This is a genomic window from Streptomyces sp. NBC_00988, from assembly GCF_045162645.1.
Taxonomy (GTDB): Bacteria; Actinomycetota; Actinomycetes; order Streptomycetales; family Streptomycetaceae; genus Streptomyces.
The window spans coordinates 8,405,924-8,432,658 of the sequence record NZ_CP108730.1; the positions used below are offsets into that span (position 1 = coordinate 8,405,924).

Below are 26,735 nucleotides of genomic sequence, written 5' to 3' on the forward strand. Positions count from 1 at the left end.
ATGAGCTTCCGTATGCCCCCCGAGTGGGCCCCGCACGAGCGCACCTGGATGGCCTGGCCCGGGCCCAACCCGACCTTCACCACTGCGGAGGAGCTGGCCGAGGCCCGCGCCGCCTGGGCGTCCGTCGCCCGCGCCGTGCGCCGCTTCGAACCGGTGACGATGGTGCACGGCCCGGGTCAGGGCGAGTCGGCGCGCGAGCTGCTCGGCCCGGACGTCGACCTGGTCGAGCGCGAGCTGGACGACGCGTGGATGCGGGACATCGGCCCGACGTTCGTCACCGACGACAACGGTGAACTGGCCGCCGTGGACTGGACGTTCAACGGCTGGGGCGCGCAGAGCTGGGCCCGCTGGGAGCACGACTCCAAGATCGCCCGCCATGTCGCCGACCTGGCCGGAGTCCCCGCACTCAGCAGCACGCTCGTCAACGAGGGCGGCGCGATCCACGTCGACGGCGAGGGGACGGTGCTGCTCACGGAGACGGTCCAGCTCGGCGCCGGCCGCAACCCCGGCTGGACGCGCGAGCAGGTCGAGGCGGAGATCCACGCCAGGCTCGGCACCACAAAGGCGATCTGGCTCCCGCACGGCCTCACCGGCGACTACGGCGTCTACGGCACCCAGGGCCACGTCGACATCGTCGCGGCCTTCGCCGGGCCCGGCACCGTACTGGTCCACAGCCAGCGCGACCCGGCCCACCCGGACCACGCCCGCTCGCAGGAGTACCTCGCCCTCCTCCGCGCCGAGACCGACGCGAAGGGCCGCCGCCTGGAGGTCGTCGAGGTCCCGGCCCCGACCGTCCTCAAGGACGAGGACGGCGACTGGGTCGACTACTCCTACATCAACCACTACCTCTGCAACGGCGGGGTAGTGCTCTGCGCCTTCGACGACCCGGGCGACGAGATCGCGGCCGGGATCTTCCGTCGCCTCTTCCCCGAGCGGACGGTCACACTGGTGGACGCCCGTACGATCTTCGCGGGCGGTGGAGGCATCCACTGCATCACCCAGCAACAGCCGAAGGTCTGAGGACCAGGGATCAAGGACCCGGCGGGAGGGAGTCGGACGATGGCCGGTGCGCGGAAGAACGCGCCGCCGCGCGAGGACGTCCTCGCCGCGGCCATGGGCATGATCGCCGAACGTGGCCTGGAGCAGCTCACCATGGCGGCGCTCGGCCGCGAGGTCGGCATGAGCAGCGGCCACCTCCTCTACTACTTCCACTCCAAGGACGAACTCCTGCTCCAGGCCCTGGAGTGGAGCGAGGGCAGGCTGGGCGCCGAGCGCGGCCGCCTGCTGACCCGCAGCACGGCCACCTCCCGCGAGCGCGTCGACGCGTACGTCGACCTGTACGTCCCGGACGGCCACCGCGACCCGCACTGGACCCTGTGGCTGGAGGTCTGGAACCGCTCGCAGAACGCCGACGACGATGCCCGCGACCGGCAGGCCGCCATCGAGGGCGTCTGGCACCGCGACCTGGTCGCGCTGATCGCGGAGGGCGTGTCACGGGGGGAGTTCCGGGCCGTCGACCCGGACCGGTTCGCGGCCCGGCTCCGCGCTCTCCTCGACGGTTTCTCCATCCATGTGGCGATCGGGCTGCGGGGCACGGACCGGGCGCAAGTTCTCGGCCACGTACGGGAGTTCCTGGACGAGGGGCTCCTCGCGGACGTGTGATCTTCCGTCCCGGTTGTACGCAATGCGACCGATTGACCCTGTGGAACCCGGTGCGTTTGCATCCCTGTGAGTCCCCGGTGCGGGACCGGGGGACGACGAGGTTTCGGGGGAAGCCATGTTGATGTCCAGACGTACCTCCACCATGTCCTTGGGGGCTGCGCTGCTCCTCGCGCTGGGTGCCGCCGCCGTCCCGGCCGACGCGGCACCGCACCGGCCGCCCGGTGCGGAACGGGTCAGCACCGCCGCCGACGGCAGCCAGGCCGACGGGTCGTCCGCCGAGGCCGCGATCAGCGCCGACGGCAGGTCCGTCGCGTTCACGTCGACCGCGCCGAGCTTCGGCTGCGCACGCTCCTTCTCGTGCCTGCGGGTGAAGAACCTGGCCACCGGCGGGGTGACCGCGATCGACCTCGGGCCCGGATACGCGTACAGCGCACCGGTGTTGAGCGCGGACGGGAGCCGGGTCGCGTTCTCGGCGGGCACCCGCTTCACGGCCCCTTACCTGTACGACCGCGCCACCGGCAGCGCGACGAAGCTGTGGCCCGAAAACCCGCCCGGATCCAACGAGTTGGGCCGCGTGGAGTCGCTCAGCCCGGACGGCACACACGTCGCGTACACCCTCGGCAACCGCAACGGCCCGGACGCCACCCGGCTCCTCTACGTCCGCGACACGGCCACCGGCACCGACGAACTCGTCTCACCGGCCGAGGAGGGCGACAAGAACGGCGCCTCCGTGAGCGGTGACGGCAAGCGGGTCGCGTACGGCATTCGCACCGCCTCCGAGGACGACCCGGCCGACGTCTACGTCAAGGACCGGGCGACGGGCGAGCGGACCCAGGTCGACAAGGGCCTCGGCGCCGCCTACCTGGTCCGCGTCACGGCGGACGGCCGCCGCGTCCTCCTCGACGCCGAGGGCGGACTGTACGTCCACGACCTGCGCACCGGGACATCGCGCCGCGTGGCCGAGGGGCGTCCGGAGTCGGTCACTGCGGACGGCCGGTACGCCGTCGTCTCGGGCGAGGACGGCACCCGGGTGCGCGACCTGCGGACCGGACGGAAGGGCGCCGCCCTCCCGTGGGACAGCCAGACCGGCCCGGACACACTGACCGCCAACGGCCTTACCGTGGCGTTCAGTTCGTCGGCGTCGTACCTGGTGCCGGACGACACCAACGGAGAGCGGGACGTGTTCGTCTACTCGGGCGGACTCGGCACCCACCCGGCCCCGATCCCGTACGTCACCGAACGGATCAGCCTCACGCGGGACGGGCAGCAGCGCACCACCGCGTCCCACGACCCGGTGATCGCGGACGACCGCAACCTCTCCTTCACGTCGGACGGCAGCGTCTTCGTCAACGCGCCCGGCGGCATCGGCGAGGTCAACGACGCCACCCAGAAACCCTCGTCCGAAGGCACGCCCTGCACCAGCGGACGCATGGTCGGTTACGTCGCCCCGCACGCGACCGACGGCGCCCCGGAGGTCTTCATCCGCAACCGCTCGGTCGGCAAGCTGACCGGCCTCGCCTCCTACCAGGGCGTCCGCTTCACCTGGATGGGACAGCCCGCGATGGAACCCGGCTGCCGCTGGATCACCTACGCCGCGACCCTGCCCGCCACCAGCACCGACCCCGCGCCGCAGCCGCGGATCTACCGCTTCACGTTCAACGGCGGCGCCGACGACCTGGTCAGCGCCCCCACCGGCAAGGCGGCGGCCAACCCGTCCATCAGCTACGACGGCCGGTACATCGCCTTCGAGCAGGGCGGCGCCGTCCACGTCCGCGACCTGGACACCGGCACCCTGGAGAAGGCCGCCGACAAGGCATCGGCACCCTCCATCAGCGATGACGGCCGCAAGGTCGCCTTCCAGCACGGCCGGGACGTCTACGTCCGTGACCTCGACGCCCGGACCACGACCCGGGTCGCCAAGGCCGCTGAGCCCTCGCTCTCCGGGGACGGCGCACGGGTCGCGTACACCTCGGGGGGTTCCGTGTACCTGCTCGAACTCGCCACCGGCAAGCGGCAGTTGATGAGCGCCGACCGCTGGGGCGGCCGTAGCGACCTCCCGGCCCTGCACCCGTCCGTGAACGACGACGGCACGGTCGTCGCGTTCGAGTCGGCGTCGGCCGACCTGGTGCCGGGGGACACCAACGGGGTCTCGGACGTGTTCGTGCGCCAGGCGAGTTGATCAACCGACTGTTCGCATCATGAGACGGACGGTGAGCACGGGCGCGGGTGTGCCAGACTGCGTCCGTGTTCTCGTTCGCCACGATTATTGGCAGCAGGCGCGCCGGTCCGCAGTGACCGCCTCGTACGACCAGGTACGGGCGGCCACCGTCGTCACTCGACCCGCGCGCAGACCTCTCGCACCCGCGAGGGGTTTTTCGCTTTTCTGGCCCACCTGCAGCCGGGAGAGCAGTGCGAGGGATCATTGAGGGACGGTGGAGCCGGTCATTCCGGTACAGACCGAGATTCAGATCCTCAGGAGCCAGACACCATGACGGAAACCAGCGAACTCGACGATTCGTTCCACGTCTTCGACACGACCCTGCGTGACGGCGCGCAGCGGGAGGGCATCAACCTCACCGTCGCGGACAAGCTGGCCATCGCACGGCACCTGGACGACTTCGGCGTCGGCTTCATCGAGGGCGGCTGGCCCGGCGCCAACCCGCGGGACACCGAGTTCTTCGCCCGCGCCCGGCAGGAGATCGACTTCAGGCACGCCCAGCTGGTCGCCTTCGGCGCCACCCGGCGGGCGGGCGCGAAGGCGAGCGAGGACCCGCAGGTCAAGGCGCTCCTGGACGCCGGCACCGAGGTCATCTGCCTCGTCGCGAAGTCCCACGACCGGCATGTCGAGCTGGCCCTGCGCACCACCCTCGACGAGAACCTGGCGATGGTCAGCGACACCGTCTCCCACCTGGTCGCCCAGGGCCGCCGCGTCTTCGTCGACTGCGAGCACTTCTTCGACGGCTACCGCGCGAACCCCGAGTACGCGAAGGCGGTCGTACGGTCCGCCGCCGAGGCCGGCGCGTCCGTAGTGGTCCTCTGCGACACCAACGGCGGCATGCTCCCGGCGCAGATCCAGGCCGTCGTCTCCACGGTCCTCGCCGACACCGGCGCCCGGCTCGGCATCCACACCCAGGACGACACGGGCTGCGCGGTCGCCAACACCCTCGCCGCCGTCGACGCGGGCGCGACCCACGTCCAGTGCACGGCGAACGGCTACGGCGAGCGCGTGGGCAACGCCAACCTGTTCCCGGTCGTGGCGGCCCTGGAGCTGAAGTACGGCAAGAAGGTCCTCCCCGACGGCAAGCTCCGCGAGATGACCCGCATCTCGCACGCGATCGCCGAGGTCGTGAACCTGACCCCGTCCACGCACCAGCCCTACGTCGGCGTCTCGGCCTTCGCCCACAAGGCGGGCCTGCACGCCTCCGCGATCAAGGTCGACCCGGACCTGTACCAGCACATCGACCCCGAGCAGGTCGGCAACACCATGCGGATGCTGGTCTCCGACATGGCGGGCCGCGCGTCGATCGAACTCAAGGGCAAGGAACTCGGCGTAGACATCAGCGGCGACCGCGAGCTGGTGGGCAGGGTCGTGGAGAGGGTCAAGGAACGCGAGCTGAAGGGCTACACGTACGAGGCGGCAGACGCGTCGTTCGAGCTGCTCCTCCGTGCCGAGGCGGAGGGCAAGGCCCGCTCCTACTTCGAGGTCGAGTCCTGGCGCGCGATCGTGGAGGACCGCCCCGACGGCACCCACGCCAACGAGGCCACGGTCAAGCTCTTCGCCAAGGGCGAGCGCATCGTAGCCACGGCCGAGGGCAACGGCCCGGTCCACGCCCTCGACCGCGCCCTCCGCGTAGCCCTCGAAAAGATCTACCCTCAACTCGCCAAACTGGAGCTCGTCGACTACAAGGTCCGCATCCTGGAGGGCAAGCACGGCACGTCCTCCACGACCCGCGTCCTGATCGCCACGTCCGACGGCTCGGCGGAGTGGTCGACGGTAGGCGTGGCGGAGAACGTCATCGCCGCGTCATGGCAGGCACTGGAGGACGCGTACACGTACGGCTTGCTGCGCGCGGGAGTTGAGCCGGCCGAGTAGACCGGCCTCAGCATGAGCGCTCGGCGAGTTTCTCGAACTCGCCGAGGCTCATGGCCCGGTTGTCGGCCCAGACCCGGCCGGGCTTGAGGGCGGTGATCTGTTCGGTGGAGAAGTCGACGATCCCGTTGTACGAGTCGCCGGTGATGTAGTGCCCGAAGACGAGCGAGTACGCGTGCTTCGGCAGGAGCCGTTGCTCACCCCGGTGCCGGGCCCGCCAGGCGGCCGGCGGCGAGAACAGCGGGAACTCGGCGTCCCCGCTCAGCTTCTCCTTCTTCACGTCCCACCCCGTGGTGACCGGCCCGCCCTGGGCGCTCGCGGCCGTCCCGTCGAGCGACGGCGACTGGTAACTGTCGTCCCCGCAGGGCCGGATGAGCGCGTACGGCGCCCCGTCCGCCCCGACCCGTATCCCGGCCAGCGGCAGATCGACGGCAGCGCACCCGCTCAGCAGCAGACACCCCGCCACCACACCCACAACCCCCGCCGCACCCCGACGACCCCGCGCCCGGGTCAGCACGAGTCGTCCACGAGGTCGTCGAAGTCGTCCCGGCTCATCGCGCGGTCGTCGGCCCAGACCTGGCCGGGGCTCAGCGACGTGAGGTCTTTCGCGGTGAAGTAGAGGTCGCCGGTGTACTGGACGCCGCCGCCCTCGTACACCTTGAACGTCAGGGAATAGGTGCGGCCGGGCGCCAGCTTCTGAGGCCCGGTCGCCTCGGTCCGCCACGAGCGGGGCGGCTCGAAGAGCGGGAACGTCGTCGTGCCGAAGGGCTCCATCGGAGGCCCTACGAGCGGTGTCTGCCAACCGGTGTCCGAGTCCGGGCTCTCCGGTGTCCCGCTCGCCCCGTCGGCCGTTTCCTCCTCGGTCCAGCTGAAGAGGTCGATGTCTCCCGCGCGGTCGTGACCGCACGGCTTCACCAGCGCGACCGGCTGTCCGTCCGTGCCCAGCCAGGCCGCGGCGAGTGGCAGCTGCGCCGGACTGCACGCGCTCAGTAACCCCATCCCGGCCGCCACACCCACAACCGTCCCTACGACACGTTTCGTGTCCCGCCCCCCGTCGAGGGCGGGACACGACCCGCCCCGCCTACTGCAGATGCCACTTCTGGTTGGCAGCCCCCGAGCACGTCCAGATCTGCGCCCGAGTCCCGTTCGTCGACGAATTGCCCGTCACGTCAAGGCACTTGTTGGCCGCCGTATTCACCACATCACCGGTCGTGGAGTTGTACGACCACTGTTGCGCGGCGGTTCCGTTGCAGTCGTACAACTGCACCTTCGCCCCGTCGGCCGTCGAAGCCGACGTCACGTCAAGGCACTTGCCGAGGGAGCGGACCGTGCCGTCGGTGCCCACGGTCCACTGCTGGGCGGTCGAGGAGTTGCAGTCGTAGAGCTGGACGGCCGTGCCGTTGGTGGTCGAACCCCCGGCCACGTCGAGGCACTTGCTGGCGAGGCCGACGAACGCGCCGGTCTGGCTGCCGCCGCCGGCCTGCGTGCCGGTCCAGGTGAAGGTGGCGGACGTCTTGCCGGGGAGGGAGTAAGTCGCGTGCTGGCCACCCCAGTTGATGGTCACCGTCTTCGCCGTGGACGCGTCGTTGTACGCGATCAGCGCCTTCGAACCGTCCGGGTTGCGCCATGCCACGTTGGGGACGTTCGTGGACGCCGTGGACGCGATCCGCTGGGCGCCGGGGCGGACGAACTTCGTCAGCTGACCCATCGTGTAGTACTCGACGGTGTAGTCGACGGTCCCGCTCGCGCTGTCGCCGTTGTGCACGGTGATCAGGCCGGTGCAGGTGCCGCAACCGCCGTTGTGCGGGCCCATGTTCTGGTCCACCGCAAGGGACCACTTGGTCACCGACTTCGCCCAGTTGCGGGTGTAGTCGATGATGTTGTTCATGTCCTCGCGCTGCTGGTTGGCGATCCAGGTACCGCCGGAGTGCTCGGTGCCGAAGGCGTCGAGGGTGGGGTACTGGTTGTGGACGGTGGTCTGCTTGGTGACGTCACCGCCGTAGCCGTGCCAGGCGATGCCACCGAAGTTGGGGTTCGAGCGGACGGCCGCGTCGTCCACGGTCGAGGCCGCGTACGAGTCGTACACGTCCCAGTTCCAGTCGTGCGCCAGCACCTTCGTGGTCAGGCCGGACGCGTTGAGCTTCGGGAGCAGCTCGCTCTTCGTGAAGTAGGCGAGCCCCGACGCGTTCCAGCTCATCGACGGGTAGCCGGAGCAACACGTCGGCTCGTTCTGGACGGTCACGTACGACACCGGAACGCCCTGGTCCTTGTACGCCTGGAGGTACTTGACGAAGTAGTTGGCGTAGGCGCCGTAGTCCTCGGACTTCAGCCAGCCCCCGTTGAGCGAGCCGCTGTCCTTCATCCACGCGGGGGCCGTCCATGGCGAGGCCATGACAGTCAGAGAGGGGTTGAGGGTCAGCGCCTGCTTGGTGAGCGGCACGACATCGGCCAGGTCGTGCGCGATCGAGAAGGAGTTGAGGTTCGGGTCGGTCTGACCGGCCGCCACGTCGTCGTACGAGTAGCCGTAGCGGGCCAGGTCGGAGGCGCCCATCGGGTTGCGCAGGAACGAAAGACCGATCCCGTCCGTCGGCGAGAACAGCTTGGTCATGGTCGCGTTCCGGGTCGCCGTCGACAGCGCGCCGCTGCTGTTCATCAGCCAGGCCGCCGTGTCCGTGAAGGACGCGCCGCCCCCGGTGAACGTCTGGTAGCGGGTGTTCTCGTCGACGGTGATGTTCTCGCCGCTGCCGCCCGTCCCGGACGAGAAGGCGAACGGCGTCTGGGCCTGGAGGCCGCGCGTGACATGGCGTCCGGCGGCGTCGTCGGTGGTGGTGAGCCAGGCCGTGACCTGTTCACCGGCAGCGTGTGCGGGGGGTACGGCCGCGGTGAAGCCGGCCACGGAGAGCAGTCCGGCGAGCAGCAGCCGGGCCGTGCGGGGGGTTCTCCTGGACATGGATGCGTTAGCCCTTCCTGACGAGATGTCTTGACGGGTCTGCGGGCCGTTAGTTAACTCACGGCGTGATCTAAGTCATGAGTGAACTGTGCGAACCCAGAGTGAACCAGAGCTCCAGAGCCGAGGGAAGGTCCATGCCAAGAACCGCCCTGCTCGTTTCCACCGCCCTGTGCGCCGCGCTGCTGTCACCGGCCGCCGTCTCCCAGGCGGCCGCCGCCGCCGACCCAGCCCCCACCCCCGTCGACCGCTTCGAGGGCGAGGTGCCCTTCGCGAGCCAGCCCGCCGAGGGCATCTTCACCTGGGGCGGTGACACCGACGACCCGCCCCAACTCGCCCTGACCGCGAGACCGGACGCCCCCGAGGGCGCGAAGGTACTCACCGGGACGTACGACATCAGCGGGTACGGCGGCTTCACCCACGACTACGCCGCGACCGAACCCGGCCACGACTGGTCCGCCCACCAGGGCATCCGCTTCTGGTGGGACGGCCAGAACACCGGCAAGGCCTCCAACTTCGAGATCAAGGACGGCGGCGCGAACGGCGAGGCCTCCGAGCTGTGGACGACGTCCTTCACGGACGACTTCACCGGCTGGAAGCAGATCGAGATCCCGTTCACGAACTTCGTCTACCGCACGGACTACCAGCCCGTCGGCGGCATCGACCACGTCCTCGGCCTCACCCAGATGTGGGGCTACGCGGTCACCCTCCCGGTCGGCATCCACGGCCAGTTCGCCATGGACGACGTCGAGTTGTACGGCAAGGCCGACCAGTCCCTGCGCGCCTCCGTCACCACCGACTCGGCCGTCTACCCGGTCAAGGAGGGCGGTACGGCCGCGGTCAAGGTCACCGTCTCCACCACCGGCGCCGTCCCGCTCGACGATCCGGTGACGGTCGCCTACACGTCCGACGGCGGCACCGCCACCACCGGCAAGGACTACACCCCGGTCTCCGGCACGCTCACCTTCCCGGCGGGCACCGCGTCCGGCGCCACCCAGACCGTCAAGGTCCGCACGCTGAAGGACAAGTCGGCCGAGAACGCCGAGACGATCCCGCTGAAGCTCACGGTCACCGGCGCCAAGGCCCCGACCGAGAACCCGCAGGTCGTCATCGACGCGCACGGACTGCCGTACCTGGACAGCAAGTTGCCCATCAAGAAGCGCGTCGCCGACCTCGTCAAGCGCATGTCGCTGGAGGAGAAGGCCGGGCAGATGACCCAGGCCGAGCGCGGCGGTGTGGGCACCGGCGCCGACGTCGCCACCTACGACCTCGGCTCGCTGCTCTCCGGCGGCGGCTCGACACCGACGCCCAACACGGCGGCCGCCTGGGCGAAGATGATCGACTCGTTCCAACTCCGGGCGCAGGCAACCCGGTTCCAGATCCCGCTGATCTACGGCGTCGACGCGGTCCACGGCCACAACAACCTGGCCGGCGCCACGATCATGCCGCACAACATCGGCATCGGCGCGACCCGCGACCCCCAACTCGCCGAGAAGGCGGGCGCGGTGACGGCCAGCGAGGTCCGCTCGACCGGCGTCCCGTGGGACTTCGCCCCCTGCCTCTGCGTCACCCGTGACGAACGCTGGGGCCGCTCCTACGAGTCGTTCGGCGAGGACCCGGCGCTCGTGCAGTCCATGGAGACGGTGATCCAGGGTCTCCAAGGCGCCGCGAACGGCAAGCAGTTGAAGGACGACGACAAGGTCCTCGCCACCGCCAAGCACTTTGTCGGCGACGGCGGCACCGCGTACGGCTCCTCCACGACGGGCACGTACACGATCGACCAGGGCGTCACGACCGTCACCCGGCAGCAGCTGGAAGCCATCCACCTGGCGCCGTACCAGACGGCCGTCGACCGGGGCATCGGCACGGTCATGCCGTCCTACTCCTCGCTCGACATCGTCGGCGACGGCCTCGGCCCGGTGAAGATGCACGCCCGCGCCGACATGATCAACGGCGTCCTCAAGAACCGCATGGGCTTCGACGGCTTCGTCATCAGCGACTGGAACGCCATCGACCAACTCCCCGGCGACTACGCCTCGCACGTCGACACGGCGGTCAACGCGGGCGTCGACATGATGATGGTCCCGTACAGCTACAAGGACTTCAGCTCGACGCTCATCGCCGAGGTGAAGGCGGGCCACGTCACCGAGAAGCGGATCGACGACGCCGTATCGCGCATCCTCACGCAGAAGTTCAAGCTCGGCCTCTTCGAGAAGCCGTACGCCGACACGAGCAACGCGTCGAAGATCGGCTCGACTTCGCACCGGGCCGTGGCGCGGCAGGCGGCGGCCGAGTCGCAGGTGCTGCTGAAGAACGCGGGTGGCGTCCTGCCGTTGAAGAAGAACCAGAAGGTCTACGTCGCCGGTTCCAACGCCGACGACCTCGGCAACCAGACCGGCGGCTGGACCATCACCTGGCAGGGCTCGTCCGGCACGAACACCACCGGCACGACGATCCTCCAGGGGATGAAGAACGCCGGCGGCGATGTCACGTACTCCAAGGACGCGTCCGCCTCGACCAGTGGCTATGACGTGGGTGTGGTCGTCGTCGGCGAGACCCCGTACGCCGAGGGCGTGGGCGATGTCGGCAACGGCAACGACCTGACCCTCACCCCGGCCGACCAGGCAGCCGTGGACAAGGTGTGCGCGGCGATGAAGTGCGCGGTGCTGATCGTCTCCGGGCGACCGCAGCTGATCGGGGACCAACTCCCCAAGATCGGCGCCCTGGTGGCCTCCTGGCTGCCCGGCACCGAGGGCGACGGCGTGGCCGACGTGCTCTACGGCAAGCGGTCCTTCACCGGTCAACTCCCGGTCACCTGGCCGAAGTCGGAGGCCCAGCTCCCGATCAACGTGGGTGACACGTCGTACGATCCGCAGTTCCCGTACGGCTGGGGACTGACGACGCAGACGAAGGCACCGACGGGTGGCGCGTCCACCCTGAAGGCGCTGGAGAGCGCGGCGGCGCACGCCAGGTCGGCGGAGACCGGCAAGGCGCTCGTCACCAAGGCGCGGCTGCTCGTGCAGGCGAAGGTGGGGCAGAACGTGACGGCGGCGGTGTCGAAGCCGTTCGCCGACGCGGACCATCTGCTGCTGACGGGTAAGTACGCGGCGGCTGTGAAGAAGTTGGAGGAGGCGTACAAGGCGGCGTAGACCCTGTCCTGTTCGCTTGCTCCCGCACCCCCTGTGGCCTCAACGGCGCGGGGGGTGCGGTCAGTTGGCGGGTAGTTCCACCGTGATGCGGAGGCCGCCTGCCGGGCGTGGGGTCAGCGTGAGGGTGCCGTCGTGCGCGCCGGTGATGGTCTTGACGATCGCCAGGCCGAGGCCGACTCCCGCGTGGTCGGTGCGGACGCGTTCGGTGCCGCGTTGGAAGGGCTCGGTGAGGGTCGAGACCTGGTGCGGGGTGAGCGGGTCGCCGGTGTTCTCGACCGTGAGGACCGCGGAGTTGGGGCCGACGGCGGTGGTCACCCAGACGGTGCCCTGCTCGGGGAGGTTGTGGACGATCGCGTTCTGCACGAGGTTCGTGGTGAGTTGGAGCAGGAGCGGCTGCGAGCCGCGGGTGGGGGTGATGTCGCCGTCGGTCTCGATGGTGACGCCGTGCTTCTCCGCGAGGGGGAGGAGCGTCTCGGTGGCTTCTTCCGCGACGAGGGAGAGGTCGACGGGTTCGCGGGTGAAGGACCGTTGGTTGGCGCGGCTGAGCAGGAGCAGGGCTTCGGTGAGGTCGATGGCTCGGGTGTTGACGGCGTGGAGGCGGTCGACGAGTTCACCGGTGTCGTGGTCCGGGTCGGTGCGGGCCACGTCGAGCAGGGCCTTCGAGATCGCCAGCGGGGTGCGCAACTCGTGGGAGGCGTTGGCCGCGAATCTCCGCTGTTCGGCATCGTGTGCTTCGAGGCGCGTGAGCATGGCGTCGAAGGCGTCGGCGAGTTCACGGAACTCGTCCTTGTGGCCCGGGAGTTGGATCCGGTGGGAGAGCGAGCCGTCCGTGGCCATGCGGGTGGCCTCCGTGATGCGGGTCAGCGGGGCGAGCATGCGGCCGGCGAGCAGCCACCCGCCCACGAGGCCGAACACCAGCAGGAACGCGAGGACGGCGGCCGCTCTCGGCGCGAAGACCTCAAGGAGGGCGGAGCGGATGGGGAAGACCCCGTCCGTGGGCCTGTCGTCGGGGTTGATGAGCATCGCCCGGTCGGGGACGTAACGGAGGAGGAACACCCACACCGCGGTGAGCAGCAGGGCGCCCGCCACCATGAGGAATCCGGCGTAGCTGAGGGTGAGTTTGAGGCGGACGCTCAACCCGGGCGCCCTATCCACGGCCTTCTCCGTCGGTTCCGTAGGCTCCGTCGCATCCGGCCCCGGGCTGAGCGTCGATGCGGTAGCCGACGCCCGGCACCGTGGCGATGATCCAGGGTTCGCCGAGCCGCTTGCGCAGCGCCGAGACGGTGATGCGTACGGCGTTGGTGAACGGGTCGGCGTTCTCGTCCCAGGCCCGCTCAAGGAGGTCCTCGGCGCTGACGACTCCGCCCTCGGCGGCGACGAGGACGTCGAGCACGGCGAACTGCTTCCTGGTCAGCGCGACATAGCGGCCGTCCCGGTAGACCTCCCTGCGGAACGGGTCGACGCGCAGGCCCGCCAACTCCCTTACCGGCGGCCTGTTGTGGGCGCGTCGACGGTCCAACGCCCGCAGCCGGAGCGCGAGTTCCTGGAGTTCGAAGGGTTTCGTGAGGTAGTCGTCGGCGCCGAGTTCGAACCCGCTGGTCTTGTCGTCGAGTCGGTCGGCGGCGGTCAGCATGAGGATCGGCATCCCGCTGCCGGAGGCGACGATGCGGCGGGCGACCTCGTCGCCGGAGGGGCCGGGGATGTCGCGGTCGAGGACGGCGATGTCGTAGGCGTTGACGCTCAGCAGTTCCAGCGCGGTGTTCCCGTCCCCCGCGATGTCGGCCGCGATCGCGGCCAGGCGCAGGCCGTCGCGGATCGCGTCCGCCAGGTAGGGCTCGTCCTCGACGATCAGCACACGCATGGGTTCGATGGTAGGAGTCGGCACCTATCGTCCGCGTATCGAAAACTCCATACGCGACGGCAACACCGGACCGCCTTGAGTGACAAGGTGAAGATCCCCCGGATTCCTCTCGCCCCCTGGAAACGCCGCCTCGCCCCCTGGGATCGCCGCCCGGAGCTGGCGGTGCCGGCCCTGCTGCTCGGCCTGCTCATGCTGCTGCACGCCCAGATCCCGAACATCGCGGGAATGGGCAGCCTGGTGGAGAACCTCCTGCCGTGGTTCGGCCTGTACGTGCCGGTGCTGCTGGCCGCGGCTTTGTGGCGCCGGTCCGCCGTCGGGGTGGTCGCGCTGGTGCTGCCGGTCACGGTGTGGCTGAGCCTCTTCGGCGGGCTGCTCACCGACAAGTCCCACCCGGGCGGCGACCTCACCGTGGTGAGCCACAACGTCGGCGCGGGTAACTCCGACCCGGTCGGCACCGCCCGCCAACTGGCCGCATCCGGCGCGGACTTGCTGGCGTTGGAGGAGCTGACCGACCAGGCCCGGGGCACGTACGAGAAGGGGCTGGCGAAGGCGTACCCGTACCACGAGGTGCGGGGCACGGTCGGGCTGTGGAGCAAGCTGCCGCTGTCGGACACGCGGTCCGTCAACGTCGTAGAAGGCGATGTCGGGCCGCTGGCGAAGACCAAGCCGCCCGAATCGGCGGCGGAGGCGGCGGACGAGGTCCGGGCGCTGCGCACGACGGTGACCACGGTTCACGGGCCGCTGGCGGTGTACGTGGCGCACCTGGGTTCCGTGCGGGTGATGCCCAGGCACGGCTTCTGGACGGACTCCCGCGACTTCGGCGTACTCGCGCTCACCAAGGCGATCGCCGCCGAGCCGAACAAGCGGGTCGTACTGCTCGGCGACCTGAACGGCACCACGGACGACCGCGTGTTCCACGGCCTCACCTCGCGGCTGACCTCGGCCCAGGAGGTGGCCGGGAACGGCTTCGGCCTCACCTGGCCCGCCGCTTTCCCGATCGCTCGCATCGACCAGATTCTCGTACGAGGGGTACGGGCGCGGAGCTCGTGGGTGCTGCCGGAGACCGGTAGCGATCACCTGCCGGTGGCGGCCCGGATCAGCTGGTGAGCGGCGGCCGACGAGCGGACACAGGTGGGCCGACCAAAGGGACCGGCTTCGGGTAGCGTCGAATCATGAAGGCCGTCGTACGGATTCGAAGCCTCTCCGGGTTGCTGCTGGCCCTGCTGCTCGCCGCCCTGATCATGGCGTCCCCGGCCGCCGCGGACACCGGCGTCTCGACGATCGGGCAGGCGTTGCGCAAGAGCCCGGTCTACGTCGACCCGTCGGCGAGCGGCCGGCTGTCGACGGCGGACGCCGACGCTCTGGCCAAGCGGATCAAGGACGCCGACAAACCCGTGTTCGTCGTGGTCCTCCCCGCCGACTTCCCGAAGACGACCTTCTCGAACCTCCGCACCGCGACCGGCATCACCGGCCTCTACGCGGTCCGCTTCGGTGACCGGTTCGACGCCCGCGCCGACTCCTCCGTCCTGTCGAACACCGCCGTGCGGAACCTGGTCGGCAGCGTCCAGGGCGAGGACGCGAAGACCCAGCTCACCGACTTCACCGACCGCGCGCTCGCCAGCATGGGTGGCTCGGCGCCCGCGTCCTGGGGCGGTTCCTCGGACGGCGGCGGGGGAGTCTCCGGTACGGCGCTGATCGTCGCGGGCGGGGTGCTGGTGGCCGGTGGCGCGGGGGCGTACACCCTCGTGCGTCGCAGCCGCCGCCGCAGGCTGGAGGAGCAGCGCGCCGCGCTCGACAAGCTGCGGGTCGTGGTCGACGAGGACATCACGGCCTTCGGCGAGGAACTGGACCGTCTCGAATTCCACCCGGCCGAGCCCGGCGCCGACGACGCGATGCGCGCGGACTACGAACGTGCCCTCGACGCCTACGAGCAGGCGAAGTCGTACATGGCGGCGGCCACGAAACCCGAGGACGTCCGGTCGGTCACCCAGGCACTGGAGGACGGCCGCTTCTCCCTCGCCCAGCTCGCCGCCCGCCGCGAGGGCCGCCCGCTGCCCGAGCGCCGGGCCCCCTGTTTCTTCGACCCGCGCCACGGCCCCTCGGTCGCCGACGCCACCTGGACCCCGCCCGGCGGCGCACCCCGCGAGGTCCCGGTCTGCGCGGCCGACCAAGCTCGCCTCGCCGACGGCCGGGACCCGATGATCCGCGAGGTCGACACGGACTACGGCCGCCGCCCGTACTGGGACGCCGGCCCGGCCTACGGCCCCTGGGCAGGCGGCTACTTCGGCGGCGGCCTCCTCCCCGGCCTCCTCGTCGGCACGGTCCTCGGCAGCATGATGTCCACCCCGTCCTACGCCTCCGACTACGGCACGGGCTACGGCGATTTCGGCACCGGCGGCTACGACGGCGGCGACGTCTCCGGCGCGAACTTCGACCCGGGCGACTTCGGCGGCGGCTTCGGCGACGGCGGGGGAGGGGACTTCGGTGGCGGCGACGGTGGCGGCGGAGGGGACTTCGGCGGGGGTTTCTGACCCGCTCACGTATCCGGCGTCGAGGTATCCGCCAGCCGCTCCATCAAGGCCGACGCCAGCTCCAGCACCCCTCTCTCCGTCGCGCTGAGCGACGCCAACGCGTCCGCCAGCCACACATCCCGCTCGACCATGTCCTGGTCCAGCGCCCGGCGACCCTTCGCCGTGAGCGTGAGGACGGACTGGCGCCGGTCCACCGGGTCCGCCTCGCGGGCGATCAGCCCCTCCGTCTCCAGTTCGGCGAAGACGCGGGTGAGGGACTGCGGCCGCTGCCGCTCGGCCGCCGCGACCTCGCCGGGGGTCGCGGAGTGATGCCGGTGCAGGTGTCCGAGGACGATCAGCTGGTTCGGAGTGAGCCCGGCCTCGTTGCCGCGCTCCTGCCGTAGCCGCCGGTTGAGCCGTACGACGCCACGACGGATGCGGGCGGCCTCGGGGAGATGATCCATGCCGGATATCGTACGCGGACGCTTACTATTCAGAGTCCATAGAGCCCGCTAATCTCGTGATGGTGACCCAGAAACTCATACGCAACGCGTACGAAGCGGCTCTGACGATGACCGCCGTGCTGCTCAGCTGGGGCATCGCCCTCTGGCTGGAGGGCGCCGAAGGACTCCACACCGACGTTCTGGTCCTCGCGGTCGCCCTGACCCTCACCCTGTCCTCCAGCCAGCGCACCGCCGACACCCGCCGTCGGCTCACCGCGCTCGTCCTGCTGCCCGTCACGGCCGGTGCCTCGATCTTCGTCGGGCGGCTGATCGGCTCCCACTACGCGCTCGGCGCCGCCGTCTTCACGGCGGGCATGGCGCTGGCGATCTGGATCCGCCGCTACGGCCCCGCCGCCACGAAGGCCGGCACCCTGCTCGCCCTCCCGCTCGTGACGCTCCTCGTCGTACCCGGTCCCGCGCTGCCGGCCAAGGCGCAGAGCGGGCTGGTCACTTGGGGCTGGGCGGCGTTGGTCGGGGCGCTCGCGTGTGCCGGGGTCTGGCTGGTGCAGGGGCTGGGCGACCGGTTCGGGCCCCCGGCCTGGCGTGCGGAACCCGGCCCCGGTCAACCTCCGCGCCGCTCCCGCCTCCACCCCCGCCCCAGCACCCGCATGGCCCTGCAGATGGCGGCCGGGATCGCCGCCGCGTTCATCCTGGGGCGGCTGTTCTTCGACGACCACTGGCCGTGGGTCGTCCTCACCGCGTACGTCGCCGCGAGCGGCAACCGCGGCCGAACGGACGTACTGCGCAAGGGAATTGAACGCCTCGCCGGAGCCACGGTCGGCACGCTGCTGGCCGCGGGTGTCGCGGCGGTCGGGGTCACCGGCGACACCGCCGTGGCGCTCATGTTCGCCGTCCTCGCGGTGGCGTTGTGGCTGCGCCCCCTCAACTACGCCTACTGGGCCGCCGGAATGACCTGTGCCCTCTCCCTCCTCCTCGGCTACTTCGGCCAGGACGCCCTCAGCCTGTTGCCCACCCGGCTCGAAGGGATCGCGGTCGGGGCGGTGTTGTCGGTGGCGTCGGCGTGGTGGCTGCTGCCGGTGCCGCGCGCCCGCCGCCGTCAGCCGGTCCTCGGCACGACGAGTCCCGTCTCGTAGGCCATCACCACGGCCTGCGTACGATCCCGCAGCCCGAGCTTCGACAGGATCCGGCTGACGTGTGTCTTCACGGTCTCCTCGCCCACGTGCAGCCGTTCGGCGAGTTCGGGGTTGGACAGCCCCTCCGCGAGCAGCCGCAGGACGTCGGTCTCGCGTGGGGTGAGGACGTCCAACTTGCTCTGCGCGGGCGCCTTCGGGCGCATCCGCGCGAACTCGGCGATCAGCCTCCGCGTGATCCCGGGCGCGAGCAGCGCCTCACCGGCGGCGACGACCCGTACCGCGTCGAAGAGCCGTTCCGCGGTCACGTCCTTCAGCAGGAACCCGCTGGCACCGGCGGCGAGCGCGTCGTAGACATGCTCGTCGAGGTCGAAGGTGGTCAGCACCAACACCCTTGGTGTCGCAGGCCCGTTCTGGAGGCGCGCGGTGGCCTCGATGCCGTCCATGACCGGCATCCGTACGTCCATCAGCACGACGTCCGGCGACTCCTCGCGGCAGACGCGTACCGCCTCGGCGCCGTCGCGGGCCGTGCCCACGACCGTGAAGTCGGCCTGGGTGGCGAGGATTCCGGCGTATCCGAACCGGACGATCTCGTGGTCGTCGGCGACGACGATCCGGATGCTCATGGCAGCGCCTCCGCCTCCGTCTCCTCCGACTTGACGGGCAGTCGCGCCTCGACCAGGAACCCGCCGCCGGGAGCGGGACCGGTGCGCAGGGTTCCCCCGACCGTCGCGGCCCGCTCGCGCATCCCGAGCAGGCCGTGGCCGGAGAGGGCTGAGAGGTCGGCGACGGACCCCGGCCCGTTGTCGCGCACGCGCAGCGCCAAGTCACCGTCCCCATAACGGAGTTCTACGTCCACCGCCGCGCCCGGCGCATGCCGGCGGGCGTTGGTGAGGGCCTCCTGGACGATCCGGTACGCGGTGACCTCGATGCCGGGATCCAGCGGGGCGATGGGGCCGCTGACGATGAGGCGGGTGCGGGAGCCGGCCGCGTCGCGTGACTCGTCGACGAGGTCGATGAGTTGGCCGAGGCCGGGCTGGGGGCGGCGTTGGACTCCTGTGTGGGCGTCCTCCCGCAGCACGCCCAACAGCCGCCGCATCTCGGTGAGTGCGGTGCGCGCGGTGTCGCCGATGGCGAGGAGGCGGGTGGCGCCCTCGGTCGGCAGCCCGGGGGTGGTGAGCCGGGCAGTCTCGGCCTGAACGGCGATCATCGAAATATGATGCGCGACGACGTCGTGCAACTCCCGTGCGATACGCGCCCGTTCACCCCGGGCGGCATGTTCGAGGAGGGTGTCCGCGAAGGCCTGTTCGGTCGCGCTGTGCGCCTGTGCCGTGCTGCGTACGTGGTGGGCGATGCCGGTGGCCGCGGCGGCGGAGGCGAGGGTCGCGACGAGGACGGCGACGATCCGGGTCAGTTCCTCGTGGCTGCCGAGGGCGATCGCGACGTAGGGGAGGACGAGCAGCCCGCCGAGGCGGGTGGCTCCGGCGCGGCCCAGCACGTACACGCACACCAGTTGGGCCACGACCCCGCCGACGGTGAGCCCTCCGAAGGGCACGAGCGAGAGCACACAGGCGGCACTGAGCGCGAGGGCGGCGCAGGTCCGGGCGAGCCGTCCCGTGCCGAGGACGAAGGCGAGGGGGAGCGTGGAAGCGAGGCCGAGCAACAACAGGGCGGCGAATCCACCGGCCAAATCGGCACTACGGAGAAGGACTTCGCAGACCGAGAGCATCGCGAGGGCGACCCCCACGACCACGGCACGGGTAGCGGCTTCGGTGGTCCGCCACCGGGACATCACCACCTGTACGCCCCCGTTCCTGTCACCCACTCCGTCATTGTGCCGACACCTCTCCCCGCGGGCGTCCCCCTCGTGAGGGACCTCCCTTGCGTGACGACGGGCGGGGTTCGTCGCCCCTAGCCTCCCTCAACATGAGTCACACAACCGATGCAAGCATCGAAGTCCGGGACCTGCGCAAGCGGTTCGGGCGGACGCTCGCTGTCGATGGGCTGTCCTTCAGGGTCGAGGCCGGTACGGTGACCGGCTTTGTCGGTCCCAACGGCGCGGGGAAGTCCACCACCATGCGGGCCGTGCTGGGGCTGGACGCCCTTGACGGGGGGCAGGCGTTGATCGGGGGGCGGCCCTATCACGCCCTGCGTACCCCCTTGTTGGAGGTCGGTGCCCTCCTCGACGCGGCCGCTCTGCATCCCAGCCGGCGGGGGCGTGACCATCTCCGGTGGCTGGCCCACTCCCACGGTCTGTCCATGCGGCGCGTGGACGAGGTGCTCGAACAGGTCGGGATGGAGGAGGCCTCGCGGCGGAGAGCAGGGGGTTACTCGCTCGGTATGCGTCAACGGCTCGGTATAGCCGTCGCGTTGCTCGGCGATCCTCCGGTGCTGCTCCTCGACGAGCCGGTCAACGGCCTTGATCCCGAAGGGATTCAGTGGATCCGGACCCTCCTGCGGCATCTCGCCTCCGAGGGCCGGGCGATCCTCGTCTCCAGTCACCTGATGAGCGAACTGGAGGACACCGCCGACCACTTGGTCGTCATCGGGCGGGGCCGTCTGATCGCCGACACCGCCGTGGCCGATCTCCTCGCGGCGGCCTCCGGCGACCGGGTGCGGCTGCGCACGAGCAGTCGTACGGAAGCGATGGAACTGCTGGCCCGGGAAGGCGGGACGGTCGCTGTCGTCGATCGCGACGTCCTGACCGTCACCGGTCTTTCCGCCGAACGGGTCGTGGAGCTGCTCTCCGCCTCCCGGGTCCCCTTCGCCGAAGTGGGCGCCCATCGGGCCTCGTTGGAGGAGGCCTACATGGAACTCACCCGGGATGCCGTCGAGTTCACGTCCACGCCCGCCGAAGAGGTAGACGAGGTGACCCGGTGACGACGACCAGGACGGTTCCGCCGTACCGTTCCGCCCTCCATCCCGCCCGGGCCGGCTTCGGGCGGCTGCTGCGGGCCGAGTGGGCGAAGTTCTGGACGGTCAGGGTCTGGGCGGCGGTGTTGGCGATCGCCGGTGTGGTCGTGGTCGTGGTCTGCCAGTTGGGGGCGAGTGGGTCCACTGTGGGCGGTGGACCGCCGGTCGTCCTCGGGCCGGGGGGCGAGGTCGTCAACGACTCCTTCCGATTCGTCCACCGGCCGTTGACCGGCGACGGTACGGTCACCCTTCGCGTCACCGGCTTGAAGAGCGCGTCCGGGCAGTCGCTGGAGCCCTGGACCAAGGCCGGGATCATCGTCAAGGCGAGCCTGAAGCAGGGGGCGCCGTACGCGGCGGTGCTGGCGACGCCCGCGCACGGGGTCCGTATGCAGTGGAACTTCACCCACGACATGGCGGGGCCGGGCAGCGATCTGGCGAAGGCTCCCCAGTGGCTGCGGTTGAAAAGGCTGGGGGGAAAACTAACCGGCTATGGGTCGGTAGACGGTGAGAAATGGACCCGGCTTGGGGAGGTGGGGGTCGGGGGGCTGGGGAGGACGGTTCAGGTGGGGGTGTTTGTGGCGTCTCCCAACCGTGAGGTCGTGCATCGGTCCTTCGGCGGCACGAGCGCGGTGTCGGGCAGCGGCCAGGCCACCGGCACCTTCGACCACCTCAGCCTCACCGGCACGTCGGGTGCGGGCAGTTGGACGGCCACGGACGTCGGCGCCCCCGCCCCCGACGCCCCGCCGGGGAGCACGCGGCCGGGCGCGTCGACGGTGACCCCGGCGGGCGTCTACACCCTCACCGGCCAGGGAGACATCGCCCCGGACGAGAACAACCCCGACATGGTCCAGATGAGCTTCCAGGGAGTGTTCGTAGGCCTCCTCTTCATGGCCACCCTGGGCACGCTCTTCGTGACGAGCGAGTACAAACGAGGCCTGATCCGTACGACGTTCACGGCGACGCCGTCCCGACTGAAGGTACTGGCGGCGAAGACGACGGTGATCGGAGCCGTCACCTTCACAACAGGCCTGCTGGCCACGGCAATCGGCTTCACCCTGGCGCAGAAAACACTCCGCTCCAACGGCTTCAAGCCCCCCGCGTTCCCCGACCTCTCCCTCCTGGAGAACCCGGCACTGAGGGCGGTCGCAGGCAGCGCGGTACTCCTCTCGCTGGTCGCGGTCCTGGCCCTGGCCGTGGGAGTCGTGCTGCGCAGCAGCGCGGGCACGATCGCGACGGTGGTGGTCCTGGTACTCCTCCCGCAGATCCTCTCCGTGGCCTTGCCGCTTCCCGCGGCGCAGTGGCTGCTGAGGGTGACACCGGCGGCGGCCTTCGCGATCCAGCAGGGGGTCACGTACTACCCGCAGGTCCACCACAACTGCCTTCCGGAGAGCGGTTGTTACCCCCTCACCCCCTACCACGGCCTGGCGGTCCTGGCGGCCTACGCGGCGGCGGCCCTGCTCCTGGCGGCCTGGACGCTCAGGAGGCGGGACGCATGAGGTGGTTCGATCCGCTGCACGCCGAATGGACCAAACTCCGTACGCTGCCCAGCACTTGGTGGCTCCTGGCGGCAACGGTCGCCCTGACGGCGGCGGTCGGCGCGGCGGCGGCCTCGTCGCTCACGACCCAGGTGTGCCCGTCACCGACGGCCTGCCACGAGGACACGGTCAAACTGAGCCTCACGGGCGTCCAGTTGAGCCAGTCGGTGTGCCTGGTGCTGGGTGTGCTGTCGATGGGCGCGGAGTACAGCACGGGCACGATCCGCACGACGCTCACGGCGATGCCGGGACGGTGGCGGGTCCTGGCGTCCAAGGCGGCCACGCTGTCCCTGCTGACGGCGGTGACGGGAGCACTGGCGGTACTGTCCGCCCTGGGCCTGTCCCGCCTGATCCTCCCGGGCCCCACGGACACCGCGACGCTCCGAGCGGCGGCAGGCTCGATCCTGATCCTTGTCCTGGTGACGCTGCTAGGCCTGTCCCTGGCGACCCTGCTCCGCGACACGGGCGGCGCGATCACCCTCGGCCTGGGCATCCTCTACGTAATCCCGATCCTGTCCCGCCTGGTCAACTCCCCGACCTGGCAACACCGTTTACAACGCTGGACCCCCATGCCGGCGGCCCTCTCCATCCAGGCGACAAAGAACCTGGAGAGGCTGGCGATCGCTCCGTGGCCGGGGTTGGGGGTGCTGGCGGCTTACACGGTGGGGTTGTTGGCGGTCGGGGGAGCGGCGTTCAGGATCAGGGACGCGTGACCTGACCGAGGAACTCGCTCCAAGTCCCGGGCGAGACAGTGAGGATGGGCCCGGCGGCGACCTTGGAGTCACGAACGTGAATGGCGGCGGGGTGGGCGGCGACTTCGATGCAGTCCCCGCCCTCGTTGCTGCTGTGACTGGACTTCCGCCAGGCGTAAGCGACTTCGATGCATTCGCCGCCCTCGCTGCCGCTGTAGCTGGACTTGAACCACGCCAAGTGCTGCCGTGCTGCGGTGTTCATCACTCTCCTAGCAGTCTGTCCAGGAGGCGCGCACTCTCGTCGGGAGAGAGGGCCTGTGACCGCAGCATTCCATACTTCAGCTGATAGACGCTGACCTCGTCCGGATCGTCCACCAGGAAACTTGCGCGCTGCACCTCCAGGTAGACCACGTGATCGTGATCGGGTGTCTCCAACAGGATCATGGGCCCAGCGAGACCCGCGTGCGGTACACGCCCCATGGGCATGATCTGGATCCCCATGTGAACGAGGTCGCAGGCATCCCGCAACTTACGGACCTGCGCTCGCATGACTTCAGGGCCGCCGAGGGCCGTCCGCAGGATCGACTCCTCCAAGATGAAGTGACCGAACGGCGGTTGCTTGCGCTGCCAGATCTTCTGCCGCTCCATCCGCGAGGACACCCATTGCTCTTCCGTCTCGTCCTCGAAGCGCGGGAAGCGGCTCTCGAAGGACGCACGGCAGTAGTCCTCCGTCTGAAGGAGGCCGGGAATCATCTGTGTCTGATACGAGAGGATGCTGACTGCGCTCTGCTCGATGTCGACTAACCCCTGCGCGAACTGCGGCATCCGCTCCCGCACCGGCAACTTGTCCACGAGGGCGAACAACGCCCCACCCGTGTGCAGCAGTTCATCGAACTCGATCGCCCGATGCTCCTGCAGCGCAAGCCGTCCTTGTTCGATGGACCTGATGGTGTCAACGTGCAGATTCGCGATCTCCGCGAACTGCTCCTGTGTGAGCCCCGCCTGCCTCCGGAAGTGGGCGACGAGCCCGCCGACCGCCTGCCAAGTACCGACCTTCTTGGGCCTCTTCGCCGATTGCATGCGTGTCCCTTTCCCCCGCGCACACCCGAAGTCGTCGTAGTCAGGTCGTAGAGAAAACAAATACGACCTCACTCACTGACCCACGATAGTGACTGCCTGTGACAGTGGCCCCATGAACGAACAACTCCAACAAGGCCACACCCGCGAGGCGTTCTACCGACGCGACCGCAGATCAGTCGCGCTGGCCCGCACGTTCACCCGGAACACCCTCGCGGACTGGGGGATCACCGACCGCACCGACGATGTCCTGCTCTGCGTAAGCGAGTTGACGACCAACGCGATCCTCCACGGCGTACCACCGGGGCGGGGCCTCGCCCTCCGCCTCTGCATCCACCTCGACGGAGTCCTCCGCATCGAGATCCACGACAGCGGCACCGGCGAACTCCGCAAGGTCAGGACCCCGTACCGGGACCTCCACGCGGAAGACGGCCGGGGCCTGATGCTGGTCTCCGTCCTCGCGGACAAGTGGGGGGTGGGGGAGCGGGCGCCGGGGAAGGTGGTGTGGTGCGAGTTCGCGGTGGGTTATGGCTGAGCGTCGAGGATCGCGGCGATGTGGGGCTCGTCGCCGAACTCCTGCAACAGATCCAGGGCTTGGCGCCTGGCTGACAGTGCCTCCTCGGTGCGGTCGAGCTGGAGAAGCACGGTGCTCATGCCGGCCCGGGCCAGGGCTTCTCCAAGACGGTCGCGAAAAAAGGCGAACCAGTTCAGTGCCCGGGTGTGGGCTCCGAGCGCCTCGTCATGCAACCCCAACTCGTTCCAGGTCCGCCCCAGCCTGTTCCAGACGTTGGCCCGGTGGTACCAGTCGCCGGATTCGGCGCACAGCCCCAGAACACGGACGAAGGCGGTGACGGCCTCCTCGTGGCGGCCCTGCCTGAGAAGGGTGACGCCTAGACCGTCATGGGCTGCTGCCTCGCCTCTTTCGTCGCCGAGTTCCACGTGGATGGCCAGGGTTTCTTCGAAGATGGCGCGTGCCGTTTCCGTGCTACCCGCCTCAGTCAGGGCAGCGCCGAAATTGATGCGTGCCCTGGTTGTCTGCCGCAACAAGCCGATGCGGGCTGCCATCCGCAGGCTGCGATAGTGGGCAGCCATCGCGTCGTCATACCGTCTGAGCGCTCCCAGCGCGACTCCGATGCGGTCCCACGCTATCGCCTCTCCCTCGGTGTCGCCGGAGTCCTCGGACAATCGCAGGGCTCGGCGCTGGGCGGTCTCGGCCTCCTCGAACCGCCGCAGATGGAACAGGGCTACGCCGTGAGCACCTGACGCCCTGGCCTCGGCCCAGGAGTCGTGGACCCGGCAGGCGGATTCATATGCGGCCTTCGCCACGGTGGCCCAGTCGTCGAAAGCACGGCGAAGGAGGAGGTAGCTGTCCAGGTACAGGGCGATCAGTAGAGAGCCGGGCCGCCCCTTGTCCTCGCCGTCGGTCCAGTGGGCGATCTCCAGCAGTCCCGTACGCTCGGAGTCGAGCCAGTTCAGGGCGAGTTCGCGTGTGTTGAAGTGATCTTGGGATGCCTCTTCAGGGATCCCCTCGACGCGAGCCTTGGCGGATACGAGCAGTTGGAGGTAGGCCTCCAGCAACCTCTTCCGGCCCTCGGCCACTTCCTCCTGCGCCCCGGGATCCTCGACGGCGACGAGTTGGGCGTAGAGCCGTACGAGGTCATGCATCACCCAGCGCTCACCACCCGGGAACGGGGCGAGGAGCGAGACAGCGGCTAGTTCGTCAAGGAGCGGTTCCAGGCGCTCCCGCTCCAGCGAGGTCAGGGCGACCGCGACCCCGAGCCCGATACTGTCCCCCGGCGCCTGCCCCAACAGCCGGAAAACCCTGGCGAGTTCAGGCTCCATCCGCGCATACATCACGTCGAACACGGGCCGCAGACTCAGTTCCTTGCCGTACTGGTCAACCCCCTTCGCCCGCAACGCCCGTACTCGATCCTCGGCGGCCCGCAACTCCTCGACCAGCGTGGAAACCGGCCGCAGCCGACGCCGCCGTAGCAACGCGGAGACGATCAGCAGGGCGAGCGGCAAGTGCCCACACAGTTCGGCGAGTTGCCGTACAGCCTCCGGCTCATCCGCAACCCGACGGTCCCCGGGGTCGTACCGCCGTAGTGACCGGTCGATCAAGTCCCGCGACGCGTCCGGCGACAGCCCGTCGACCCTGAACTGCCGTACCGGAAGCGAGTCCTGGACCTCCCGGGAGGTCACCAGAACCCGATGCCCGCCCCCTTCTCCCGGCAACAGGGGAGCGATCTGGGCCGGGTCGGACGCGTTGTCCAGGACGATCAACACCGGGTCACGGGAACTCAGTTCGCCCCGATACCGCGCGTACTGCTCATCAGCCGTAGGCGGCAGATCCGCATCCCCCACCCCCAGCGCCCGCAACAACGCCAGCACCGCCTGATCTGCCGTCACCGGAACCTCGTCGTACCCCCGCAGATCGACGAAGAGCGCACCCCCGGAAAACCAACCCCGCCCCCGCGCCGCATGCGCAACACACAACGCCAGCGCGGTCTTTCCGACGCCGCCGAGACCCGCGACGGCGGAGATGACAACAGACTCGGAACCCCCGCCGACCCCGGGATCAAGCGCACCCAGCAGCTCGGCCATCTCGTCCTCACGACCAGTGAAAACGGCGGGCGCGGCCGGCAGCGCGGACAGCGCCGTGGGGGAGGGGGCCGCACGCGGGGACTCCGATTTCCCCGTCACGG

Annotated in this window: 23 protein-coding genes; 12 read left to right on the plus strand and 11 right to left on the minus strand. The window is 69.8% G+C overall.

Going from position 1 to position 26,735, the window contains the following annotated elements; all coding sequences use genetic code 11:
- From OG496_RS38725 to cimA, 4 genes are all read left to right on the plus strand, one after another.
- Complete coding sequence (locus OG496_RS38725) at nt 1-1,020, plus strand: agmatine/peptidylarginine deiminase (RefSeq protein ID WP_405974178.1); 1,020 nt, start codon at nt 1-3, stop codon at nt 1,018-1,020.
- Nucleotides 1,021-1,059: 39 nt separating this feature from the next.
- Nucleotides 1,060-1,662 carry a TetR/AcrR family transcriptional regulator gene (locus OG496_RS38730; RefSeq protein ID WP_366490113.1) on the plus strand — a complete coding sequence of 201 codons (603 nt, stop codon included), beginning with the start codon at nt 1,060-1,062 and terminating at the stop codon, nt 1,660-1,662.
- Between the two features lie 121 nt (nt 1,663-1,783).
- Nucleotides 1,784-3,841, plus strand: coding sequence for a hypothetical protein (locus OG496_RS38735; RefSeq protein WP_405974179.1), 2,058 nt, complete (start codon nt 1,784-1,786; stop codon nt 3,839-3,841).
- Nucleotides 3,842-4,150: 309 nt separating this feature from the next.
- Nucleotides 4,151-5,755 (plus strand): citramalate synthase, encoded by a 1,605-nt coding sequence (gene cimA, locus OG496_RS38740; protein ID WP_366490116.1) that lies wholly within the window; start codon nt 4,151-4,153, stop codon nt 5,753-5,755.
- Between the two features lie 7 nt (nt 5,756-5,762).
- Here the strand turns inward: cimA and OG496_RS38745 are convergent, their stop codons facing one another.
- From OG496_RS38745 to OG496_RS38755, 3 genes are all read right to left on the minus strand, one after another.
- A complete protein-coding gene (locus OG496_RS38745; protein WP_405974180.1) occupies nt 5,763-6,227 on the minus strand; it encodes a hypothetical protein in 465 nt (154 codons plus the stop codon).
- A gap of 35 nt (nt 6,228-6,262) precedes the next feature.
- The gene (locus tag OG496_RS38750; protein WP_405974181.1) at nt 6,263-6,751 is read right to left on the minus strand and encodes a hypothetical protein; all 489 of its coding nucleotides are present in this window, start codon (nt 6,749-6,751) and stop codon (nt 6,263-6,265) included.
- 82 nt (nt 6,752-6,833) lie between these two features.
- Entirely contained in the window at nt 6,834-8,702 is a 1,869-nt protein-coding gene (locus OG496_RS38755) for a ricin-type beta-trefoil lectin domain protein (RefSeq protein WP_405974182.1), read from the minus strand.
- A gap of 134 nt (nt 8,703-8,836) precedes the next feature.
- Between OG496_RS38755 and OG496_RS38760 the strand changes: the two genes are divergently transcribed.
- Nucleotides 8,837-11,848: a glycoside hydrolase family 3 protein gene (locus tag OG496_RS38760; protein WP_405974183.1), complete on the plus strand. Its 3,012-nt coding sequence runs from the start codon at nt 8,837-8,839 to the stop codon at nt 11,846-11,848.
- 60 nt (nt 11,849-11,908) lie between these two features.
- Here the strand turns inward: OG496_RS38760 and OG496_RS38765 are convergent, their stop codons facing one another.
- Both OG496_RS38765 and OG496_RS38770 read right to left on the minus strand, forming a co-directional pair.
- Nucleotides 11,909-13,003, minus strand: a complete 1,095-nt coding sequence (locus tag OG496_RS38765; RefSeq protein WP_405974184.1) for a sensor histidine kinase — start codon at nt 13,001-13,003, stop codon at nt 11,909-11,911.
- A complete protein-coding gene (locus tag OG496_RS38770; protein ID WP_405974185.1) occupies nt 12,996-13,709 on the minus strand; it encodes a response regulator transcription factor in 714 nt (237 codons plus the stop codon). Before OG496_RS38770 ends, OG496_RS38765 begins: the two co-directional genes overlap by 8 nt.
- A 102-nt stretch (nt 13,710-13,811) precedes the next feature.
- On the opposite strand from OG496_RS38770, the gene OG496_RS38775 reads away from it, so the two are divergent.
- Together OG496_RS38775 and OG496_RS38780 are read left to right on the plus strand one after the other, a co-directional pair.
- On the plus strand, nt 13,812-14,816 hold the full coding sequence (locus OG496_RS38775; protein WP_405976802.1) for an endonuclease/exonuclease/phosphatase family protein: 1,005 nt from the start codon (nt 13,812-13,814) through the stop codon (nt 14,814-14,816).
- A 65-nt stretch (nt 14,817-14,881) separates the two neighbouring features.
- Entirely contained in the window at nt 14,882-16,240 is a 1,359-nt protein-coding gene (locus OG496_RS38780) for a hypothetical protein (RefSeq protein WP_405974186.1), read from the plus strand.
- A gap of 5 nt (nt 16,241-16,245) precedes the next feature.
- Here the strand turns inward: OG496_RS38780 and OG496_RS38785 are convergent, their stop codons facing one another.
- The gene (locus OG496_RS38785; RefSeq protein WP_405974187.1) at nt 16,246-16,683 is read right to left on the minus strand and encodes a MarR family winged helix-turn-helix transcriptional regulator; all 438 of its coding nucleotides are present in this window, start codon (nt 16,681-16,683) and stop codon (nt 16,246-16,248) included.
- A gap of 62 nt (nt 16,684-16,745) precedes the next feature.
- Here OG496_RS38785 and OG496_RS38790 point away from each other — a divergent pair, with 62 nt between their 5' ends.
- Nucleotides 16,746-17,816: an FUSC family protein gene (locus OG496_RS38790; protein ID WP_366490129.1), complete on the plus strand. Its 1,071-nt coding sequence runs from the start codon at nt 16,746-16,748 to the stop codon at nt 17,814-17,816.
- On the opposite strand, the gene OG496_RS38795 is transcribed toward OG496_RS38790, so the two are convergent.
- Complete coding sequence (locus OG496_RS38795; protein ID WP_405974188.1) at nt 17,780-18,439, minus strand: response regulator; 660 nt, start codon at nt 18,437-18,439, stop codon at nt 17,780-17,782. The two genes, OG496_RS38790 and OG496_RS38795, sit on opposite strands and share 37 nt — an antisense overlap.
- Nucleotides 18,436-19,542, minus strand: a complete 1,107-nt coding sequence (locus tag OG496_RS38800) for a sensor histidine kinase (protein ID WP_405976803.1) — start codon at nt 19,540-19,542, stop codon at nt 18,436-18,438. The genes OG496_RS38795 and OG496_RS38800 overlap by 4 nt, the downstream gene beginning before the upstream one ends.
- 197 nt (nt 19,543-19,739) lie before the next feature.
- On the opposite strand from OG496_RS38800, the gene OG496_RS38805 reads away from it, so the two are divergent.
- Genes OG496_RS38805 through OG496_RS38815 form a run of 3 tightly spaced genes read left to right on the plus strand, consistent with a single transcriptional unit; the run spans nt 19,740 to nt 22,974 of the window.
- Nucleotides 19,740-20,693 (plus strand): ATP-binding cassette domain-containing protein, encoded by a 954-nt coding sequence (locus tag OG496_RS38805; protein ID WP_366490131.1) that lies wholly within the window; start codon nt 19,740-19,742, stop codon nt 20,691-20,693.
- Nucleotides 20,690-22,222: a hypothetical protein gene (locus OG496_RS38810; protein ID WP_405974189.1), complete on the plus strand. Its 1,533-nt coding sequence runs from the start codon at nt 20,690-20,692 to the stop codon at nt 22,220-22,222. The genes OG496_RS38805 and OG496_RS38810 overlap by 4 nt, the downstream gene beginning before the upstream one ends.
- Nucleotides 22,219-22,974 (plus strand): ABC transporter permease, encoded by a 756-nt coding sequence (locus OG496_RS38815; RefSeq protein WP_405974190.1) that lies wholly within the window; start codon nt 22,219-22,221, stop codon nt 22,972-22,974. The genes OG496_RS38810 and OG496_RS38815 overlap by 4 nt, the downstream gene beginning before the upstream one ends.
- Here the strand turns inward: OG496_RS38815 and OG496_RS38820 are convergent.
- Together OG496_RS38820 and OG496_RS38825 are read right to left on the minus strand one after the other, a co-directional pair.
- The gene (locus OG496_RS38820; protein WP_405974191.1) at nt 22,961-23,215 is read right to left on the minus strand and encodes a DUF397 domain-containing protein; all 255 of its coding nucleotides are present in this window, start codon (nt 23,213-23,215) and stop codon (nt 22,961-22,963) included. The genes OG496_RS38815 and OG496_RS38820 overlap by 14 nt on opposite strands.
- A complete protein-coding gene (locus OG496_RS38825; protein WP_405974192.1) occupies nt 23,215-24,033 on the minus strand; it encodes a helix-turn-helix domain-containing protein in 819 nt (272 codons plus the stop codon). The genes OG496_RS38820 and OG496_RS38825 overlap by 1 nt, the downstream gene beginning before the upstream one ends.
- Nucleotides 24,034-24,145: 112 nt before the next feature.
- On the opposite strand from OG496_RS38825, the gene OG496_RS38830 reads away from it, so the two are divergent.
- A complete protein-coding gene (locus OG496_RS38830) occupies nt 24,146-24,565 on the plus strand; it encodes an ATP-binding protein (protein ID WP_405974193.1) in 420 nt (139 codons plus the stop codon).
- Here OG496_RS38830 and OG496_RS38835 read toward each other — a convergent pair.
- The gene (locus OG496_RS38835; RefSeq protein WP_405974194.1) at nt 24,556-26,733 is read right to left on the minus strand and encodes a tetratricopeptide repeat protein; all 2,178 of its coding nucleotides are present in this window, start codon (nt 26,731-26,733) and stop codon (nt 24,556-24,558) included. The genes OG496_RS38830 and OG496_RS38835 overlap by 10 nt on opposite strands.
- Nucleotides 26,734-26,735: the final 2 nt, after the last annotated feature.